Annotated in this window: 17 protein-coding genes, 1 tRNA gene and 1 other annotated feature; of the genes, 2 read left to right on the top strand and 16 right to left on the bottom strand. The window is 29.5% G+C overall.

Annotated elements, in window-relative coordinates; all coding sequences use genetic code 11:
• Window positions 1–264 precede the first annotated feature (264 nt).
• The 3 genes from CLOBL_RS23140 to CLOBL_RS23130 form a co-directional block, all read right to left on the bottom strand.
• Window positions 265–1206: a 2-hydroxyacid dehydrogenase gene (locus tag CLOBL_RS23140; protein ID WP_077861178.1), complete on the bottom strand. Its 942-nt coding sequence runs from the start codon at window positions 1204–1206 to the stop codon at window positions 265–267.
• A 48-nt stretch (window positions 1207–1254) separates the two neighbouring features.
• A complete protein-coding gene (gene rpiA / locus CLOBL_RS23135) occupies window positions 1255–1953 on the bottom strand; it encodes a ribose-5-phosphate isomerase RpiA (RefSeq protein ID WP_077861177.1) in 699 nt (232 codons plus the stop codon).
• 75 nt (window positions 1954–2028) lie between these two features.
• Complete coding sequence (locus CLOBL_RS23130) at window positions 2029–2409, bottom strand: SdpI family protein (protein WP_077861176.1); 381 nt, start codon at window positions 2407–2409, stop codon at window positions 2029–2031.
• Window positions 2410–2672: 263 nt separating this feature from the next.
• Window positions 2673–2904 (top strand) — a binding site (T-box leader).
• A gap of 192 nt (window positions 2905–3096) precedes the next feature.
• Between CLOBL_RS23130 and leuS the strand changes: the two genes are divergently transcribed.
• Window positions 3097–5547, top strand: a complete 2451-nt coding sequence (leuS, locus tag CLOBL_RS23125; protein ID WP_077861175.1) for a leucine--tRNA ligase — start codon at window positions 3097–3099, stop codon at window positions 5545–5547.
• Window positions 5548–5744: 197 nt separating this feature from the next.
• Here the strand turns inward: leuS and CLOBL_RS23120 are convergent, their stop codons facing one another.
• From CLOBL_RS23120 to CLOBL_RS23090, 8 genes are all read right to left on the bottom strand, one after another.
• On the bottom strand, window positions 5745–7676 hold the full coding sequence (locus CLOBL_RS23120) for a methyl-accepting chemotaxis protein (RefSeq protein WP_077861174.1): 1932 nt from the start codon (window positions 7674–7676) through the stop codon (window positions 5745–5747).
• 286 nt (window positions 7677–7962) lie between these two features.
• Window positions 7963–8859, bottom strand: a complete 897-nt coding sequence (locus tag CLOBL_RS23115) for a zinc ABC transporter substrate-binding protein (RefSeq protein ID WP_077861173.1) — start codon at window positions 8857–8859, stop codon at window positions 7963–7965.
• A gap of 221 nt (window positions 8860–9080) precedes the next feature.
• Window positions 9081–11816 carry an AAA family ATPase gene (locus tag CLOBL_RS23110; protein ID WP_077861172.1) on the bottom strand — a complete coding sequence of 912 codons (2736 nt, stop codon included), beginning with the start codon at window positions 11814–11816 and terminating at the stop codon, window positions 9081–9083.
• Window positions 11806–11934, bottom strand: a complete 129-nt coding sequence (locus CLOBL_RS29045) for a hypothetical protein (protein ID WP_278281354.1) — start codon at window positions 11932–11934, stop codon at window positions 11806–11808. The genes CLOBL_RS23110 and CLOBL_RS29045 overlap by 11 nt, the downstream gene beginning before the upstream one ends.
• A complete protein-coding gene (locus CLOBL_RS23105) occupies window positions 11924–13057 on the bottom strand; it encodes a DNA repair exonuclease (RefSeq protein WP_077861171.1) in 1134 nt (377 codons plus the stop codon). Before CLOBL_RS23105 ends, CLOBL_RS29045 begins: the two co-directional genes overlap by 11 nt.
• A gap of 227 nt (window positions 13058–13284) precedes the next feature.
• Window positions 13285–13476: an alpha/beta-type small acid-soluble spore protein gene (locus tag CLOBL_RS23100; protein ID WP_009168431.1), complete on the bottom strand. Its 192-nt coding sequence runs from the start codon at window positions 13474–13476 to the stop codon at window positions 13285–13287.
• A gap of 214 nt (window positions 13477–13690) precedes the next feature.
• On the bottom strand, window positions 13691–14641 hold the full coding sequence (locus CLOBL_RS23095; RefSeq protein ID WP_077861170.1) for a hypothetical protein: 951 nt from the start codon (window positions 14639–14641) through the stop codon (window positions 13691–13693).
• 112 nt (window positions 14642–14753) lie between these two features.
• Window positions 14754–14828 (bottom strand) — tRNA-Trp (locus CLOBL_RS23090).
• A 254-nt stretch (window positions 14829–15082) separates the two neighbouring features.
• On the opposite strand from CLOBL_RS23090, the gene CLOBL_RS23085 reads away from it, so the two are divergent.
• The gene (locus CLOBL_RS23085) at window positions 15083–16150 is read left to right on the top strand and encodes a nitronate monooxygenase family protein (protein WP_009168429.1); all 1068 of its coding nucleotides are present in this window, start codon (window positions 15083–15085) and stop codon (window positions 16148–16150) included.
• A 159-nt stretch (window positions 16151–16309) separates the two neighbouring features.
• On the opposite strand, the gene CLOBL_RS23080 is transcribed toward CLOBL_RS23085, so the two are convergent.
• The 5 genes from CLOBL_RS23080 to CLOBL_RS23060 all read right to left on the bottom strand — a co-directional run bounded on the left by CLOBL_RS23080 (window position 16310) and on the right by CLOBL_RS23060 (window position 19894).
• The gene (locus CLOBL_RS23080; RefSeq protein WP_077861169.1) at window positions 16310–16690 is read right to left on the bottom strand and encodes a RidA family protein; all 381 of its coding nucleotides are present in this window, start codon (window positions 16688–16690) and stop codon (window positions 16310–16312) included.
• A 196-nt stretch (window positions 16691–16886) separates the two neighbouring features.
• Entirely contained in the window at window positions 16887–17318 is a 432-nt protein-coding gene (locus tag CLOBL_RS23075; protein WP_077861168.1) for an MOSC domain-containing protein, read from the bottom strand.
• 2 nt (window positions 17319–17320) lie between these two features.
• Window positions 17321–18307, bottom strand: coding sequence for a GTP 3',8-cyclase MoaA (gene moaA, locus CLOBL_RS23070; protein WP_242953902.1), 987 nt, complete (start codon window positions 18305–18307; stop codon window positions 17321–17323).
• 63 nt (window positions 18308–18370) lie between these two features.
• Window positions 18371–18853 carry a cyclic pyranopterin monophosphate synthase MoaC gene (gene moaC, locus CLOBL_RS23065; RefSeq protein ID WP_077861166.1) on the bottom strand — a complete coding sequence of 161 codons (483 nt, stop codon included), beginning with the start codon at window positions 18851–18853 and terminating at the stop codon, window positions 18371–18373.
• Window positions 18854–18868: 15 nt separating this feature from the next.
• Window positions 18869–19894 carry a molybdopterin-binding protein gene (locus tag CLOBL_RS23060; protein WP_077861165.1) on the bottom strand — a complete coding sequence of 342 codons (1026 nt, stop codon included), beginning with the start codon at window positions 19892–19894 and terminating at the stop codon, window positions 18869–18871.
• Window positions 19895–19970 lie beyond the last annotated feature (76 nt).

Below are 19970 nucleotides of genomic sequence, written 5' to 3'. Positions count from 1 at the left end.
TATAACCACGTATAATTTGTCAATGGAAATTTTAATCAATGTTTAAACAGTAGTGAAATATTGTATTCTTTTTAATATAGTCAATATCCATATCGCAAAATCTGCATACCTGTATGCTTATAATCATTTTAAATATATAAAAAAATAACAAGCCCAAATAGTCAGGCGGATTGACTTATTACTTTTTTGATAATGCCTTAATATAAAGAAAATATACACGAATAAGGTTATATTTTTATGACTTTATCAACTCTTAGTAGCTTCTTACATTACATTTTGAGGAGTTCCCTTTAGCCATTTTTCAATATTGTCAAAAACAATAACAGCTCTCTTTTCAAAAGCTTCTGCTGTAGCGAAAGCAACGTGAGGTGTTACTATTAAATTCCTTGCTCCAAATAATACATGGTTAGTAGGAATTGGAGGTTCAACTTCAAATACATCCACCCCTGCTCCTGCTATTTTTTCGCTGTTTAAAGCTTCTGCAAGAGCTTCGCTATCTATAACAGGTCCTCTTGCTGTATTAATTAAAATTGCATTTTTCTTCATTAAAGATAAGTTCTCTTTATTTATTAATCCTTTAGTGTTTTCATTTAATGGAACATGAAGTGATACAATATCACAAGTTGACATTAATGTATCTAAATCCACAAATTCAACCCCATCTATTTCCTTTTTAGTTCTACTATAAGCATATACTTCACATCCAAAAGCCTTGGCAATCATTGCTGTTCTAACACCTATTGCACCTGCACCAACAATTCCAAATTTCTTTCCTGCAAGTTCAAAGCCGACAAGTCCATTTTTAGTTCCACCTTCTCTTGTTACCTTATCACAAGGTATTATGTTTCTATACAGCGAAATCACCATTCCAAACACTAAATCCGCAACCGCAACTGTTGAATAACCTGCACAATTACATACCGTAATGTTTCTTTCTTTACAACAATCCATAGCAACATGATCCACTCCGGTAAAAGCCACACATATCATCTTCAAATTTGGACAATTTTCAATTACTTCTTTTTTATATGGAAGATTAGAAAGCACTACAGCATCAGCATCTTTACTTCTCTCTATTAGAGTTTCAGTATCCTCTACTCTTGTATCATAATATATTACATCTACCTTATCGCCTAAGGTATCCTTTGCCATTCCCAATAATTTGTCCTTACCTATTCCTAATGGTTCTAATATTACTAATTTCATTTTTATCCATCTCCTATTCATATCTCGTGTACTTACTTGTACACTTCTTTAAATAATATTATTTTGCACTCTTTTTATTTTTTTATTTTTAATAACTTTAACTCCATTACTTGTCCCAATAATAATATAATCACACATATTTATAAATAAACCAACTTCTAAAACTCCAGGTATTTCTTTAACTTCACTATAAATTTTACCTATATCTATAGGTTTTCCTATGTGTAAATCAACAATGTAATTACCATTATCAGTTATAAAAAACTCATTTGATTTCATTCTTGTTATAGGACTTAAAGAATATTCTTTAAGCTTTCTTATTACGTGTGTATAGCCATATGGTAATACTTCAACTGGCAAAGGAAATTCACCTATACTGTCTACTAATTTACTATCATCCATAATCCATATTACTTCTTTAGCTAAATTAGCAACAATCTTTTCTCTAAATAATGCTCCTCCACCTCCTTTAATTGCACTAAATCCCATATCTATTTCGTCAACACCATCAATTGCTAAGTCAATTCTATCTATTTCATCTATTTTAACTAACGGAATCTGCAATTCTTTTGCTAAATTCTCAGTATCTTTTGAAGTTGCAACTGCTTTTAAATCCATTCCACTTTGAACCAGTTCTCCAACCTTTTTAATCATGTAATATGCCGTAGAACCAGTTCCTAATCCTAATATCATCCCATTTTTTATATATTCTATTGCTTTTTCTGCAGCAATTTTTTTTGCCTCCATACTTGCCTCCTAATACCCTAAAGCTTTACATGTTTATAAACTATATTTTCATATAATAAAATATAGTTTAAATTATCAATCTCTTCTGTTTCCATTCTCATCGAAATTCTTTTTTAATTCCTTCTCAACAGGAAAAATAGATGCAATTAATATAATCGTTTGTATAATAATTAATGTAAAATTAATTATTCCTTGAACTTTATCATCTAGTATAATTCCAATTATACTAAAGCCAATAGATACAACTAACATTATTAACCCTAGCTTTGTCCATAACTTTCCACAGTATTTATGGGCAAATTCCCAAGTCTCTTTACTTTTCATTGACCTTGAAGTTCTATAACCATAAAACCCATTAATATTTTTAGGACTATGTTCTTTAAACTTCACGCCAAAAAACATCATTATGATTGGAATAATTAAATTGCATACAAATATAACTATTTTAATTCCCATATACCCCTCCAAAATTTATACTTAATATTTTGCTATTGCTTACAATTCTACCTCTTGTAAACTCATCTTAAAGGTATTTCAATAGTACTAACGTTCCAATTCATTTCTTTAAAGTCTATAAAAGTATATCTTGCATATTAAATTATACTCTTATATTATTATTTTTTTAATATGAAATTAAAATTTTCATGAATGATCCATTCCTCAATACATGTTATTGACTTTTTTTAGCTTATTAATATATAATGATATTAAATTTTATATTATGTGCTATGAATAGGAGTATTAGTAATAAATATATCTTAAGAGAGCTGTTGTTAGACATTTTATTCTGTCTTAGGTGCAAAACAGTGATGTGTTATTATGAACTTGCCTAGGAGCTTACTTGCCAAAAGCAAGTACGGTAATACCGTTATAATATCGAGTGAGAAGAATCAATTTATTTGTTCTTCTAATTAAGAGTGGTACCACGGAAATTACGCTTTCGTCTCTTTTATTTAAGAGATGAAAGCCTTTTTTTAGTTAACTGTTAACTGATTAAGTTAGCTTTATATTATTAAAATTATAAAAATTTTCTACGCAGTTATTCAGATAATATTTTACAATTGTTAGAGATCGCGCAGTGATCTCCTCCTTCAACTGTAAACTGTTAACTGCTAACTGTTAACTGATTAAGTGGAGGTTGTTATGTCAAATTACGGAACTAAAATTGATGAAAAATGGCAAAAAATATGGGAAGAAAATGAAACTTATAAGTTTAATCCTGAAAATTTAGATAAGAAGCTTTATACACTTGAAATGTTCTCTTATCCATCAGGTGCTCAGCTTCATGCAGGTCACTGGTTCAACTATGGTCCAACTGATTCATGGGCTAGGCTTAAAAGAATGCAAGGCTACAATGTATTCCAGCCAATGGGCTTTGATGCTTTTGGATTACCAGCAGAAAACTATGCAATAAAAACTGGTATACATCCACAAGATTCTACCTTAAAAAATATTGAAACAATGGAGAAACAATTAAAATCCATGGGAGCTATGTTCAACTGGGATAATGAAGTTGTTACCTGCCTTCCAGATTACTATAAATGGACTCAATGGCTATTCTTGAAACTTTATGAGAAAGGTTTAGCTTACAGAAAGAAAGCACCAGTTAATTGGTGTCCATCTTGTAATACAGTTTTAGCTAATGAACAAGTTATTGATGGAACTTGTGAAAGATGCAGCACAGAAGTAGTGAAGAAAGATCTTACACAATGGTTCTTTAAAATAACAGATTATGCTGATGAATTACTTGATAAATTAGATGATTTAGATTGGCCTGAAAAGACTAAATCTATGCAAAAACATTGGATTGGAAGGTCTTATGGTGCACAGGTTACTTTCAAGGTAAAAGATTCAGACTTAAAATTTGATGTATTTACTACAAGAGTCGATACTTTAAATGGTGTTACTTATGTAGTTTTAGCTCCTGAAAACAAATTAGTAGATGAATTAACATTACCAGAGTACAAAGATGCTGTAGAAAATTATAAAGAAGCAGCAGCTAAACAATCCGAAATTGAAAGACAGTCAAATACGAAAGAAAAGACAGGAGTATTCACTGGTTCTTATGCTATAAACCCTATCAATGGTAAAGTAGTTCCTATTTGGATTTCAGATTATGTATTGGCAACTTATGGTACTGGTTGCGTTATGGCAGTTCCTGCTCATGATGAAAGAGACTTTGCTTTTGCAAGTAAATTCAATTTACCAATTGAAAGAGTTATAACTGATAAAGATAATACTGATCCTAAGCTTCCATACTGCGAACATGGAATACTTGTTAACTCAGGTAAATTTGACGGTTTAGAAACTGATGAAGCTAAAAAGAAAATAGTTGAAGATCTAGAAAAAGATAAGTTAGGTGAAATGAAGGTTAACTTCAGACTAAGAGACTGGTTAGTATCAAGACAAAGATACTGGGGAGCTCCAATTCCAATTATCTACTGCGATGATTGTGGTATAGTTCCAGTACCAGAAAAAGATCTTCCAGTAAAACTTCCTTATGATGTTGAATTTACTCCAGATGGAAAATCACCACTTAGTAAATCTGAAGAATTCATAAATACTACTTGCCCTTGTTGTGGAAAGCCTGCAAAGAGAGAAGCAGATACTTTAGATACCTTTGTATGTTCTTCATGGTACTATTTAAGATATGCAGATAATAAAAATGAAGATGCGCCTTTTGACCCTGAAAAAATCAACAAGGTACTTCCTGTTGATAAATATGTTGGTGGACCTGAACATGCATGTATGCATTTATTATATGCAAGATTTGTAACAAAAGCTTTAAGAGATGCTGGTTACTTAAACTTTGATGAACCATTCTTAAGTTTAACTCACCAAGGCTTGATCTTAGGGCCAGATGGACTTAAGATGAGTAAATCAAAAGGAAATACAATTTCTCCTGATGATTATATTAAAGAATATGGTGCTGATGTATTTAGAATGTACTTAATGTTTGGTTTTGGATACACTGAAGGCGGAGCTTGGAGTGACGATGGAATTAAATCCGTAGGTAAATTCGTAGATAGAATTGAAAGAACTTTAGAAACTTGTAGAGAAGCCATAGCTTCAACTGAAAATACAAAGGATTCTATTGATTCTCCTGAAAAAGAATTAAACTTCTGGAAGCATACAGCTATAAAAGGTGTTACTGAAGACGGAAATAAAATGCAATTTAACACTGCAATAGCAAGACTTATGGAATTTACAAATGCAATCAGCAAGTACCTTCAAGAAGAAGTTAAAAATACTAAGTTCTTAAAAGAAACTGTAAGTGATTTCTTAAAATTACTTGCTTCATTTGCTCCTCACTTTACTGAAGAACAATGGAGCTTGCTTGGAAATACTTCAACAATCTTTAATGAAAGATTACCAGAATTTGATCCTTCTGCTTTAATTAAAGATGAAGTTGAAATTGCCATTCAAATAAATGGTAAAATAAAAGCTAAGATTAATATACCTTCAAACTTAGATGATGAAAGCATAAAGAAAGCTTCTTTAGAAAATCAAACTATTAAGGAAAATACTGAAGGTAAAAATATAGTTAAAGTAATTGTAATCAAAGGAAGACTCGTAAATATAGTTGTAAAATAACAATCAAGCTATTTTATAGTGAATAACAAAAAAGTAATAAGTTTAGACTAACTGGCTAAACTTATTACTTTTTTGCTTACAATTTACTATTTATCTTTTGCCTCTAACTGATACTTATATTAAGTGTACTCTTAATATATATTGCAATCTGCAATGCACAGTTCACAGTAAATTTTTGATTGCAACATATATATTATTTAATATTTCCCGAAATCTCTATCGCTTAAAACTATTTTAGTATTCTTAGATGCTGATGCTGTTTCACTAAATTCCATATCATTTGCTCTATTGTAAGGCTGCCTAATAGTCTCATTATTTAGTTGAATACTTCTATCAATATTATTATTTTTTAATTTAAAAGTAGAAACCATATTATTAAGCATTTTAGCTTGGCCTGAAAGTTCTTCGCTGGCTGATGCACTTTCTTCAGCTGTTGCTGAATTTGTCTGTACCACTTGCGATACCTGTTCAATACCTACATTTATCTGAGCCACACCTGCTGCCTGTTCTTCTGAAGCTGCAGCTATTTCTGATACAAGAGTTGCTGCCTTTGATACTCCATCTACTATTTCATATAAAGCCTTTGCTGTATTGTTTGCAATTTCAGTTCCTATTTCTGCTTTCTTTATAGATCCTTCTATAAGTGTTGTGGTTTCCTTTGCTGCGTTAGCACTTCTTGCTGCTAAGTTTCTCACTTCTTCTGCTACTACAGCAAAGCCTTTTCCATGCTGTCCTGCCCTTGCAGCTTCTACAGCGGCATTAAGCGCAAGTATGTTAGTTTGAAATGCAATTTCATCTATTACTTTTATTATTTTAGATATATTTGCAGAAGATTCATTTATTTTTCTCATAGATTCAAGCATTTCTCCCATATGCTTATTCCCTTCCTCTGCATTTTCTTTTACTGCTAGTGCAAGTTCCTTAGCCTCATTTGCATTATCAGAATTTTCCTTAATTTGTGCTGCCACTTCAGCCATCGATGATGTCAGCTCTTCAATAGCACTGGCCTGCTCCGTAGCCCCTTGTGATAAAACTTGACTGCCAGTTGAAACTTCATTTGCTCCTGAAAATACCTGATGTGATGCAGTATTTATTTCACTTATAACAGAATTTAGAGATTCTATTATCACATTTAATGAACTAGAAATTCCCTTAAAGTCTCCTTTAAATTCTCTTACAGTTTCAATATTAAGATCTCCCATTGAAATTTTTCCTGTAACTTCAGAAATTTCTTTAACAATTGTTCTTAAGCGTTCGCCTAGATTATTAATTGATTTTCCTAATAATTGAAATTCCCCTTTATAATTTCCAGTAATTAATACAGATAAATTCCCCTGAGACATTTCTCCCATTACACTAATAACTTCATCGATTGGCTTCACAATTACTTCTATTAATTCATTAATTCCTTGAATCATTTCTGCCCATGAGCCCTTGAATTTAGATGCATCCGCTCTTTTTGATAAATCTCCCTGTTTAATTTCATTGATTATATTTATCTGCTCCTTTGATATGTTTAGTAAATTAATTCTTAAATTATTTGCATATTCATTAACCAAACCATATCGTCCCTGAAATTTTTCAAGTTCAGTGGAGAAATCTCCTTCTGAATATTCTTTTAGTACTGCAAATAACTTTATAAATATTTCTATTGATATCCACATAGCATCATTTATAGAATCCGCCATTTCCTTGTAAATTCCTTTAAATTTAGAGCTGTCTATTTTATCTCTTGTATTTCCAACTCTAAAAGTGCCTTCAAGCCATTGCACCTGTTCTTTAAAGTCATTTATATTTTTTGATATCATTTTAAGCGAATAGGCTAATTCGCCTATTTCATCATTAGTTTTAATATCTATCTCATTTCCATTAAGATATCCATTCTCAATGTTCTTAGCCATATCATTAAGTTTCTTAATAGGCTTACAAATTGAATTTATTAATAATAATCCCAATATCGCTGTAACTATAATGGATAATGCTGAGGCTATGACCATATTATTTTGTGCTTCTCTTATTAATTGTACGTTTTCCATGCCCTTATAAGCTACAGTAAATAAAATTCCCTCCATTACAATTATCAATATAAAAGCTAGACCTATTTTACCCCTGATTTTTAATCCATTCATATAAACATTCCCTTCCTTTCCATACTAACTTCTGTCCATAGACCAATTATATCAAAATATACTATATTGTGATATAATTCTTAGATAAATTTAACAATATTAGCATTATAGTAACAAAAATACTAATTAAGACAATATCTTTTATTGATTTTAATTTAATTGAAATTGATTACCACTTAAATTTTTGGCTTTATTATACTTCTTTCTAATATTCTAGATAAATAAAAAAGTTGAAGCTGCTACAAAAATAATTTTGCAATAACTTCAACATTTATTTTAATAAAATTTATTCACTTGATAAACATCTATATATTTCATCTAAGTCGTATTTAATTGCCTCTATATAATCTTTATCATCTTCTTTAGATTCTAATGTTAATATAGGCACCACATCTGCTTGAACTTCTTTTGCTAATGTTTCTGAAACCTTAGGACTTGCTAATGATTCAGAAAAAACGGTCTTTATATTATTTTCTCTACAGTAATTAACTAGTTCTTCTAACTGCCTCGGAGTTGGTTCTCCTTCAGCAAATAAGTTTTCTACTGATTTTTGTGTCAAGCCAAAATCTCTGCACAAATAACCAAAAGCTGCATGACCAGTAATAAAGTTCTTTTTATTTAGTGTGTCAAATTTAGGTTTATATTCATTATATACACCTTCTAATTCTTCTTTAAAATTATTATAATTTTCTTCATAATAATCCTTATTCTTTTCATCTAGCTTAACAAGAGTATTTTTTATGTTCTCAGATTGTATTTCTGCATTTTTTAAACTTAACCAGCTATGAGGATCAATGGCATCTCCTTCTTTCCGAGCTTCAATCCCAGCACTAGAATCCACAACAAGTACACCATTTTCCTTAATTGCTTCACTTACTTGATCCACCCACTCTTCCATTCCCAAACCATTATAAATAAAAGCTTTGCTACTAGTTAATGTTTTAAAATCTCTGGTCTTAGGTTCATAATCATGTGGATCCATGTTATCTGGAACTAAACAAGTTACTTCTGCCTTGTCTCCAGCAATTTTCTCAGCAAATTCTTTTAGTGGATATATTGAAACTACAATATTTAATTTATCATCATTTACTTGTGGTGACGTAGTTTTTGCATTTATTCCACAACTAATCAGCGTAATACTCATTAGTATTATTAACGCTGCCGCCATAATTTTCTTTTTCATCTCATACCTCTTCTGCATTTGATTTGCATTTGCGCTCTGTTAATAATATTACTGTCAAAGTCTTAATATGTCAACAGCATTAAATTGCCTATAAGTAAAGGAATAAAATCAGCCTATATCACTAATTTTTACTCAAAATGCGATATAGGCCTTCTTCTTCAAGTATATTAGGCACAATTAAATAAATCCTAAGTCCATTTGCCAGTCTATTTTCATATACCTTAATTTAAATTTATTAATTTACATTCATATTGATTCTTATTTAAGATATTCTTTTCTATTTCCTGACATGTAAAAAATATTATCTGCTTAAAATTTTCATTTATTAAAAGCTTTAATGCCGTCTCTCTTCTTTCATCATCATATTGAACAAAGGCATCATCTAAAAATATTGGAACTTCTTTATTTTTAAATAGCATATTTATAAAAGAAAGCCTTAATGATAAATACAATTGATCTTTTGCACCATTACTTAAAATGTCACCATCAAGCAGTACTCCTTCATGTCTTATTCTTAATTTATATTCTTCAGATATTTTTGCTTCTTCATAATTTTCATTGGTTAAAAAATTGAACTTATTTATGACCTTTTCATTTAAATCAGGACCAACATTTTTTTTAACTTCATCAAATGCTTCCTGAAGTATGTCACTTGCTAAATTTATTGCTTTAGATTCCTTCTCTAACTTTATGATTTTTTCATTATTAATCAGTATTTCTTCTTCTATTTCTGGAATTTCTCTTTTTCCTAAATACCGTTTTTCTATAAGATGTTCTAAATCTTTTATCTCTTTTTCAACTTTTAATAATTCATTTGATTGTCTTCTAATCTCATTATCTATTTCTTCTTCAGATTTATAAGAATAATTTATATCCTGACTTACTATTTGTTTCATTTCCTCTTTTATTTCATCTATATTTCTATCTTTTATTAAAACCTTATAAGTTTCTTCCACACTTTGCATGGCACTTTTTATTTCTTTCATCTTATTTATTTTCTCTTTATACTCTTTTAAATAGATATGCATATCTGCTATTTCTATATTTTCCAAGCCTAATATAGAAGTTTTCTTTCTAATTTCTTCTTCCTTATCAACTAATTGTTCATTTATATTTTCTATCTCTTGCTTAATTCTATCAACTTCATATTCACTTATAAGAATTTTTTCCTTTAATTGTTCATATATCTCTAATTTACTTAATACTTCATCTAAGGAACTACATGATAATACACTATATAATGAAGCTATTACTCCTTTATTTCTGTTGTGACTGGATTTTAATTCTGTAATATTATATTTGTTAATCTCTTCTTCTTTACCCTTAACTGCTAAGTTAGTACTGTCTTTATAGCTTTTAAACTTATCATATTGAGTTAATTTATTAATAAATTCTTCATAAGATTTACAATTTGTCTTATCAATATATACGTTAAGTTTTTCTTCATATTCTGAAATTCTTTCCTTTATATTTTCAACCGACTTCTTATTTTTACTGATAAGTTCTTCATTCTTTATTGCTATAGAATATTTTAAATAAAATCTTATTAACAAAATAAATATAGGAATACAAATGATCATAGCAGGAACTATTTGCTTAATTGCTCCATAAGTAAATAGTAAGCCACTAACAATACCCGCTATATATATAATATTTATCTTTGTTCTTAAGCCTTTTAAATCTACTTCCTTCTTATCATAACTTTGATTCTCTATCTTATATTTTAATTCTTTTAGAGCTTCCTTGTATGAATTAAGTAATTGTTCTATTTCCTCTCTACTCTCACTTAATAATTCTAAATTTTCAATAGCTGCGGCTTTTTTGCTTATGTCCATTTTAAATCTAGATATAGAATTTTGGAGATTAATAATCTCATTAAGCTTGTCCTCTAAGTTTTTTTGCTCAGCTTTTAAGGTGTATATTTTCTCCTTAATATTATTTCCCATAGAAGAAAACACTTTATAACTTCCAATATCATCACTTTTTCCTTTTAATTCTTTCTCTAAGTCAGTAAATTTATTTACTTTTTCCTGTTTAACATCTAATAAACTTAAGTATCTGGAACATTTCTCATTAATATCATCTAAAAACTCAGTAGTTATATAGTCATCACCTTTTTTGAGTTCTTGTATTATAGCATCTTGTTTTCTTTTTAACTCTTCACCTTTTATTAGATAATCGCTTATTTCTTTATAATCTTTTTGAAGCTTTATTTTCTTTACATACTTCTTATACAAATCTAATTTTTGAATCTGTTCATTTATATGAATCTTGAACTCTTTTTTTCTTATTAAACTTTCTTCATTATCAACATTTTCTTCCGCTAATTTATATGCTTCCCAGAGTTCTGCTTTAAGAGCATCAGCATTATCCTTCAATAAATCAAGTTCTCCGCCTTTTCTAACTCCAGTTAATTGTTTTTTCCTTTTTTCTAACTTTTCAATTACTTTTTTTACAGATGTGTTTTCATCTCCTGTGTTATATATATTGGTTATTTTTTCCATTATTTCTTCTTCTTTATCTTTTGAAACCATAACTCCTAATTGCCCTATAAATAAAGTTTTTATGAAAGTTGCAAGATTTATATCTAAAAAATACTTTCCTGGTTCATTTTTATTTTCAATTTCTATAATCTCGCCAGTTATCTCATCTAAGATTTCGCAAGTATCATCTTTTTTGGTTGCTCCAAAGCTTCTCTTTATGATATATCCTTTTTCTTCATGCTCTAATACTAGCTCACCAGAAATTTTTTCCCCAGTTAACGGTGAATATTTTTTTCTATCATTAAACTTTCCCCTTGAATTATCAATTCCATACAACCATATTTTAATAAAACTTTCAATTGTACTCTTTCCCTTTTCATTTTTTCCATAAATTAAATTAAACCCATCATCAAAATCTAATCTTTTTTCTTTAAGTCCGGCAAAAGCTTTTATATTAACACTTTTAATTTTCAAAAAACTCACCTCTTTTACAAGACAAGATGCATCTCTTCATAAATTCCCCTATATATTCACTTATACCAAGCATAAATCTACAACTCATAAGTTTATCTGTTGTTAATTTATCCTTCATAAATTTTTACCTCTTCTCCTGAAATACTTTGAAGTCCTATTTTTAGCGCTAAGATTATAAGCTCCTTTTCTTCTTCTGTCTCTGCACTTTGCAGTTTATCATATATTTTCTTAGCAAACATGCTTTTAAGAGAATATCCCTTCATTAATTCACTCAAATTCAATTTAATTTCACTTTTATCTATAACTTTTATAAAATAAAACTCTTCCTTAAGAAGATCTTGCAAAACTTCTTCATTAATTACAAATTCTTCAGATACTTGTCCATTTAAAATTATCTTATAAAAATTATTTTTTCTATCATCATTTGAAATTTCATTAATAATTCTGCTCTTTACCTCGCTATAGCCAAAACATCCTTCAATGTTTATCTCTTTTTCATAATAGTTTCTAATGGATGTTCTAATGAACTTACTTTCAAGAAATCTATCTTTAATCTCTAATAAAACTATTCCTTTATCTTCAAGTTCATCAAAACCTCTTCCTTGAGGACACCCACTATAGCTATAGTAAGTATTTTTTATTTTCTTTACTTCTGAAAATTTATGTCTATGGCCTAGTGCTATATAATCCATATTACTTTCTGCTATATCCTCTTCTGTAATAGGATTATACTCATTTCCATCTTTTATAGCGGCAATTTCACCATGCATTACCATTATATTGTTATAGTCCTCTACTCTTTTTACTTCCTTTAACATAGATTTATTAACATGGGAAGTATTAAATCCAGCACCCCAAACTATAGTCTTTAGATCTTCTAATATTACTTTTTCCATCTTTCCCTTGAAAATATAAACATTTTCAGGCCAACCTACAATACTATAAAAGGATTTTTCATTAAATGGATCATGATTCCCTGGACTTATAAATACTTTAATGGTATTTATTTTTTCAAGACAATTTTTAATAAAATAAAGAGTAGTTTTATTTACAGATAAATTATCAAAAATATCTCCTGCAATTAAAAGAATATCTATTTCTTTCTCTAGTGAAATCTGTATTATCTTTTCAAAAACCTGTTTTAATTCTTCTTTACTTTTCAATGCTTCTTTAGGTGACATTCCACTAAAAGGCGTATCAAAATGTAAATCTGCTGTATGTAAAATCCTAATCTTTCTCATATAATCACCTATAATTATTCTATCGAACTTTTGTTCTAATTTTATCACGAAATTCACAATCAGTCCAAAATGTTTAAAATTTTAAGGCACATAAAAATAAAATTTAGTACACATAAAGAAGAGATACATTGCGCAACTGCGTAATGTATCTCCCTGATTTTAGAATATGATTATGTTATTTCAACATATTAGCTTTTGAATTTAATTTAAAATTTAATAACTTTAAACTAGATTCTGCTTTCATATTCCTTTACCATTCTTTTCACCATTTCTCCGCCTACTGAACCACATTGTCTAGAACTTAAGTCTCCATTATATTCTTTAAATGGAACTCCTAGTTCTTGAGCTACTTCTGTCTTGAATTTTGCCAAGCCATTTTTTGCTTCTGGAACTACTGTTCTATTACTATTGTGTGACATAACGATCCCCTCCTCGGTTAATATGGTATACATCAATAGACAAAATATTTTATTTCCCCTACCGACAATAGTATTTTAACCTTAAAGGTAACTTTTATTCTTATTAATATATGGTTAATCTTCAATATTAATCCTAATAATCCGGATTACTTCTTGTTATATTTCATATACCTTTCTTAAAAACATGTAATTCTTTAGTAAACTCAAATGATCATTATACCACCATTTCCTTTAGTACGGCCTGTATATCCATTTTTAAATTAATAGAGATATCACTTTCATCATTAATTAAGCTATTTAATAAATCTATTGCTATCAAATTCATTTTATTAAGTTCCCTATCCATAATTAAATCTGCACTTTTAATCCTTTTCAAGTATCTGTTCATATCTTTGAAGAATATGAAAATTTCATCTTTAATCATCTTTTTAGATACTGCTTCTGAATTTATGTCTAACAATCTTTTTCTTAAATCTATTACCTTTAATGGAAACAATAAATACATTTTTTCTTCGAATAATCTTCTAAAATCATATTTCCAACCTTTGACTACATTTATTTTATCTTTTATATTTTTTTTATTAAAACTTGACTTGCGTTCATATACATCTGGTACTTGAACTTCTGAGTCTAATATTATCATGCATTTATCCTGACATTCTTTTAAGTTACTCATAATATTTGAATTGTTTTTTCTTTTACTAAAAGTAACTATGTTCTTATTCGTTAAGTCCTTCTTACTTATTATTATTCCAAGATTCTCATGATCACTAATTTTAAATTGTATCTCATATTCAAAATTTCTATACTCATCCTGAGCGAAAATTTTAATATTATAATTTGAATTTTGAGGAATTACTATTGGGCTATTTTCAATACATCTAATTTGGGTATTTATATTTAAATTATCATTATATATTGCATTTATAAAATTTATTATTAGTGTATCATTATTTAATAAAAAAATTCTATCTATAATCAAACTTATATCTCTTTCATTATTTAAGTCATCTGACTCTTTGCTATCTTTAAATAAATTAAATTTTTCTTCAAACGTAATATAAGATTCTTCACAAACTCTTTCATTTTTAATTTTATCTGATATTAATAATTGATTTTTCTTTTTTTCATCTCTTACTTCATTTAATAAAATTAGTCCGCTCATTTTGATTCCACCTCAAAATGGATTATTACCATATTATGCTTACACTATTCTAATATTGAATTAATTTTTATAAAAAATAAAAAAGCCGTAGCACGACGTGCTACGACCTTTGTGGCAGGGGCAGTAGGATTTGAACCCACAACCAATGGTTTTGGAGACCACTACTCTACCGTTGAGCCATACCCCTAAGACATAAAGTATTTTATCATGCAATCATGGTTAGTGTCAAGAAAATTATTATTTTAATTTTCTAATCTAAAAATATTATTATTAAAATAGAATCTTTGCCTTGTAAATACTCATTTATAAAGTAGTTTTTCAAATATTTCTTGTTTAAGTACAAATATTATTTTATAATAGAGTATAATGCTTTGATTCTCGAAGTATTTTGATTATCGAAATATTTTATTGTCGAATTTCTCGTGAAAGGATATATGTAAAATGAATTTTAATTCTCTTAAGATTGGAAATTTAATTGCCCCTATTCCTATTATTCAAGGAGGTATGGGTATTGGTGTTTCATCTTCAAATTTGGCTGCTGCTGTTGCAAATGCTGGCGGTGTTGGAATTATTTCTGCTGCACAGCTTGGTTACAATGAGGATGATTTTATAAAAAACCCTTTAGAAGCGAATTTAAGGGCTTTAAAGAAGCATATTACTCTTGCAAAGTCTAAAGCAGTAAATGGAATCATTGGTATTAATGCTATGGTTGCAACAAATAATTACGAAGCTCATATAAAAGCTGCAATAGAAGCTGGAGTTGATTTAATAATATCTGGAGCTGGACTTCCTACTATGTTACCTAAAATAGTAAAAGGTTCTTCTGTAAAAATTGCACCAATTGTATCTTCTTTAAAGGCGGCAAAAGTGATTCTAAAGCTTTGGGATAAGCATGATAATGTAGCCCCAGATCTTGTTGTTATCGAAGGTCCAAAAGCTGGTGGACATTTAGGTTTTAAGGTTGAAGAATTAGAAGACGGAAATATAGATTTTGACAAATCCGTTGCAGATATAATAGATGAAACAAAAAAGTATGCAAAAAAATACAACAAAGAAATCCCAGTAGTAGTTGCTGGCGGAGTTTTTGATGGATATGATATTGCTAAGTACTTAAAATTAGGAGCTAGTGGTGTTCAAATGGCAACAAGATTTGTTGCAACTGAAGAATGTGATGCTTCTGATGAATTTAAGAATGCTTATATCAATTGCAAAAAAGAGGATATCCAAATAGTAAAGAGTCCTGTAGGAATGCCAGGAAGAGCTATTAGTAATCCATTTGTTAAAAAGGCTCATTCTGAAGGCGAAAAAGTAACTCATTGTTACAATTGTCTAACGCCTTGTAATCCTGCAACTACTCCTTATTGTATTAGTAAAGCATTAATAAACGCAGTAAATGGTAAGATTGATGAAGGTCTTATATTCTGTGGTGAAAATGCAAGTAGAATTACTAAAATTACGACGGTAAAAGAACTTATGGATGAATTGGTTTCAGAACTAAAAAATGCCTAAAATAAAAAATTGTCCACAAAACAACTTATTTCTAAAGTAAATCTTGTGGACAATTTATTATTTTGTTCATAAATTTGTGAATAGTCCATATTTTATTTGATTGTGCCTAGAACTACACACTTATTAAGAAAACAAAATATATCATGCACTGCTTATATTTTATGAATTTTTGCAGGCTATCACTTCGACTTCACATAAAACTCCCTTAGGAAGTTCTTTTACAGCTACACATGAACGTGCTGGACTACTTACAAAATATTTTGCATAAACTTCATTAAATTTAGCAAAATCACTCATGTTTGCAATAAAACAAGTTGTTTTAATAACATTCTTAAACTGAGTGTCACTTGCTTCTAATATAGCTGAAATATTCTTCATGACTTGAAGAGCCTGTTCTTCTATATTAGTCCCTACTACCTCACCAGTTGCAGGATCTAGTGGTATTTGTCCTGATGTAAATAATAAATCTCCAAAGCTTATTGCTTGTGAATATGGTCCTATGGCTGCTGGAGCCTTTTCTGTGTTTGTTACTTTTAACATTTTTCATTCCCCCAAATCAAAATTAACTTATTTAATTATCAATTATACATATATTATCCTATATATCAAGTATATAAAGGTTAATTCAAAAAATATTCTTATTTAATTCGAGTTTATTTCAAGCATATTGTGGTTATTGAACAATAAATTAGACCTATAACTCAAATTTGCATTTTTATGAGAAATAATTCTGACTCTATACAATGACCATCATCTCATCTCCGCATTTTATTTTTCCGCCTTTAATAACTTTTGCAAATACACCGTTAGTCGGCATGATGCATTCTCCCATTTTTTTATAGATTTCACAATGGCTGTGACACTCTTTTCCTATTTGTGTCATCTCTAAAATTACATCATTGCACTGTAGCTTTGTTCCAACAGGCAGTTCTGTAAATTTTATACCTTCTACTACTAGATTTTCACCAAAGGCTCCGTCTATCACATTAGCACCCTTTTTATTAAATTCATCTATTTTTTCATAAGATAATAAACTTACTTGCCTGTGCCAATCTCCTGCATGAGCATCTTTCTCTATTCCAAAGTTTTCTATAAAATTTGCCTCTTTAATATTAGTTTTTTGTGTGCCTCGCTTTTCACTTATGCATACTGCTATGACTTTCCCCATAACTAACCTCCGATTTGTGACATTTTCCTAATTTCAATTTTATCTGATTTCTTCTTTTCATTAAATTCATGCTTCTCAGGCTTACTTAAAATACCAACTTTTATTGCGTTTGTTAATTCTTTTTCATCAATCCCATTTCTGATTAAGTTTTTTATATCAATTCCTGTTCCATAACATAGACATGGTTTTAAGAAGCCATCTGCTGTAACTCTTATCCTATTACAATTCTTACAAAATTCATTACTCACTGCACCAATAAATCCTATGCTGCCTTTAAATTCTTTATTTCTATAATATACAGCTGGTCCATTACCATCTATGTTTTCCATCCTAGAAAATTCTCCATACTCTTTTTCAAGAACCTCAAGTATTTCTTTATTTGATATTCCTGAAAAAGATTCACCTAATCCCATGGGCATCATTTCTATGAATCTGACATCTACATTTTTTTCTTTGCTAATTAATGCAATGCTAGTTACTTCATCGAAATTAAAATTCTTAATTGGAACGCAGTTTATTTTTACTTTTATTCCACTTTTTATTGTTTCACTTATACCTTTAATAACAGTATCAAATTCTTTTCTTCTTGTAATATCATTAAATTTTTCTTTTACCAGTGAATCTAAGCTTACATTTATACTATCTATTCCTGCTTCCTTAAGCTCTTGAATTTTATCATAGAGAAGTGCTCCATTTGTTGTTAAGGTAACATTATTTATAAGAGGTAACCTTTTAATACATTTTATGAGTTCTATCACATCTTCTCTAAGAAGTGGTTCTCCACCTGTTATTTTAATCTTTTTAATCCCTAATTCAGAGGCACTTTTACAGATTTTAATTATTTCATCAAGTGTTAAAATTTCATCGTTCTTTAAAGAATCAACATTACCTTCTGGCATGCAGTATTTACATCTAAAATTGCACTTATCTGTTATAGATATTCTAAGATAATCTATATTACGTCCAAATAAATCTAACAAAATCTGCATTCCTCCCTACTTATCTTCATTTGAATTTATATGAATCCTGTTTATAGTTAATAAATACACTTTTTATAATCTACTTTTATTTTCTATATCTCCACTTTTACCGCCTGTTTTCTTATATAAATAGACTTCACCTATTTCCATAGTCTTATCCATAGCCTTACACATATCATAAATTGTAAGCAGTGCTACTGTTACGCCAGTTAAAGCTTCCATTTCAACCCCTGTCTTGCCACTTACTTTAACAATACAGGTTGCTTCTACTTCGAGTTCCTCTTCAAACATTTCAAATTCAATGCTGCTTTTAGTAATCATTAGAACATGACACATTGGTATTAAATCTGCTGTTCTCTTAGTGGCCATAATTCCAGCAACCCTTGCAACTCCTAACACGTCACCTTTTTTAGCAGTTCCATTTTTTATTGCTTCAAATACATCTTTATTTACTTTTATTTTTCCTTTTGCAATGGCTAATCTTTCTGTCACTTCCTTTTCAGTTACATCCACCATAATTGCATTTCCATTATTATCAAAATGATTTAGTCCCATATTTATCGCCCTTTCTTACATTCCTTTTCCAAATCCACAATTAGGAAATGTGCATACATTACATGATAAACATAGACCTCCATGCCCCATTTCAATTAAATCTTTATCATATAACTTTATATCTGCCATCATTCTAGGTAGAACTAAGTCAAAAATTGTACGCTTAGAATACATTACACAGCCTGGTAACCCAACTATTGGAATATTATCGTTATAATAGGCTAATAAAAACATTGCTCCTGGAAACACAGGTGCACCATAAGATACAATCTCTGCACCTGTTCTTTTTATAGCATTTGGTGTTAAATCATCTGGATCAACGCTCATACCTCCTGTGCAGATTATCATGTCTGCACCCATCTTTAAAAACTTATCAATAGCTCCAGTTATATTTTCAAGGTTATCATTAACTATTTCCTGCCCTAAGACTTCAACCTCATATTCTGATAATTTTTCTATTATGACAGGACCAAAGGCATCCTTAATTCTCCCATGGAAAATTTCATTTCCAGTAGTAACAATACCGACTTTTTTTTTGCTGAATTCAATAACATTTAGCAATGGCTTATCTAAAGCTATCTTTTCAGCTTCATTAATTTTTTCTTTTTCTATAACAAGAGGTATAACTTTTGTTCCTGCTAATTTATCTCCTTTTTTAACTGGAAAATTTCTATGACGTGTTGAAACTATAATTTCTCCCAGGGAATTAATCTTATTTAACCTTTCTACATCAACCTGTAGAATTCCATCCACCTCGGATATGAGTTCAACTTTACCTTCTTTTATTTCAGTTCCACTTATATTTTTCCCTTTGCATATCTTAAATAAAACGTCCGCTGCTTCATTTTCATGCATCATCTTCTCATTTTTTTCCCATATATAGATATTATCTTTTCCTAAGGAAAGTAATACTGGAACATCTTCCTCTTTTATAATATGACCTTTCTTGAAGGCAACTCCTTTACTTACTCCTTTTATTATCTGAGTAATATCATGACATAAAACATTACCAACTGCCTCTGTTGTCTTTATCATCTTCATATCTTCTGCCTCCTTTTGTTTGTTCCATTTATTGCTTGTCACGAACTTGTTTCGGGAACATGCAGAAATGGATGCG

The organism is Clostridium sp. BL-8, assembly GCF_002006495.1.
Taxonomy (GTDB): domain Bacteria; phylum Bacillota; class Clostridia; order Clostridiales; family Clostridiaceae; genus Clostridium.
The sequence above is the reverse complement of the archived record's forward strand: the minus strand, read 5'-3'. Positions and strand labels throughout refer to the sequence as shown.

Bases quoted from the DNA above. Each gene is read 5' to 3' on its own strand.
- CLOBL_RS23080 (WP_077861169.1), bottom strand. From the start codon at position 16,690: ATGTTAAAAGTAACAAACACAGAAAAGGCTCCAGCAGCCATAGGACCA.
- CLOBL_RS23115 (WP_077861173.1), bottom strand. From the start codon at position 8,859: ATGAAAAAGAAAATTATGGCGGCAGCGTTAATAATACTAATGAGTATT.
- moaA (WP_242953902.1), bottom strand. From the start codon at position 18,307: ATGCAGATTTTGTTAGATTTATTTGGACGTAATATAGATTATCTTAGA.
- rpiA (WP_077861177.1), bottom strand. From the start codon at position 1,953: ATGGAGGCAAAAAAAATTGCTGCAGAAAAAGCAATAGAATATATAAAA.
- leuS (WP_077861175.1), top strand. From the start codon at position 3,097: ATGTCAAATTACGGAACTAAAATTGATGAAAAATGGCAAAAAATATGG.
- CLOBL_RS23075 (WP_077861168.1), bottom strand. From the start codon at position 17,318: ATGGGGAAAGTCATAGCAGTATGCATAAGTGAAAAGCGAGGCACACAA.
- moaC (WP_077861166.1), bottom strand. From the start codon at position 18,853: ATGGGACTAAATCATTTTGATAATAATGGAAATGCAATTATGGTGGAT.
- CLOBL_RS23100 (WP_009168431.1), bottom strand. From the start codon at position 13,476: ATGTCACACAATAGTAATAGAACAGTAGTTCCAGAAGCAAAAAATGGC.
- CLOBL_RS23060 (WP_077861165.1), bottom strand. From the start codon at position 19,894: ATGAAGATGATAAAGACAACAGAGGCAGTTGGTAATGTTTTATGTCAT.
- CLOBL_RS23120 (WP_077861174.1), bottom strand. From the start codon at position 7,676: ATGAATGGATTAAAAATCAGGGGTAAAATAGGTCTAGCTTTTATATTG.
- CLOBL_RS23105 (WP_077861171.1), bottom strand. From the start codon at position 13,057: ATGAGAAAGATTAGGATTTTACATACAGCAGATTTACATTTTGATACG.
- CLOBL_RS23085 (WP_009168429.1), top strand. From the start codon at position 15,083: ATGAATTTTAATTCTCTTAAGATTGGAAATTTAATTGCCCCTATTCCT.
- CLOBL_RS23130 (WP_077861176.1), bottom strand. From the start codon at position 2,409: ATGGGAATTAAAATAGTTATATTTGTATGCAATTTAATTATTCCAATC.
- CLOBL_RS23140 (WP_077861178.1), bottom strand. From the start codon at position 1,206: ATGAAATTAGTAATATTAGAACCATTAGGAATAGGTAAGGACAAATTA.
- CLOBL_RS23095 (WP_077861170.1), bottom strand. From the start codon at position 14,641: ATGAGCGGACTAATTTTATTAAATGAAGTAAGAGATGAAAAAAAGAAA.
- CLOBL_RS29045 (WP_278281354.1), bottom strand. From the start codon at position 11,934: ATGAAGGATAAATTAACAACAGATAAACTTATGAGTTGTAGATTTATG.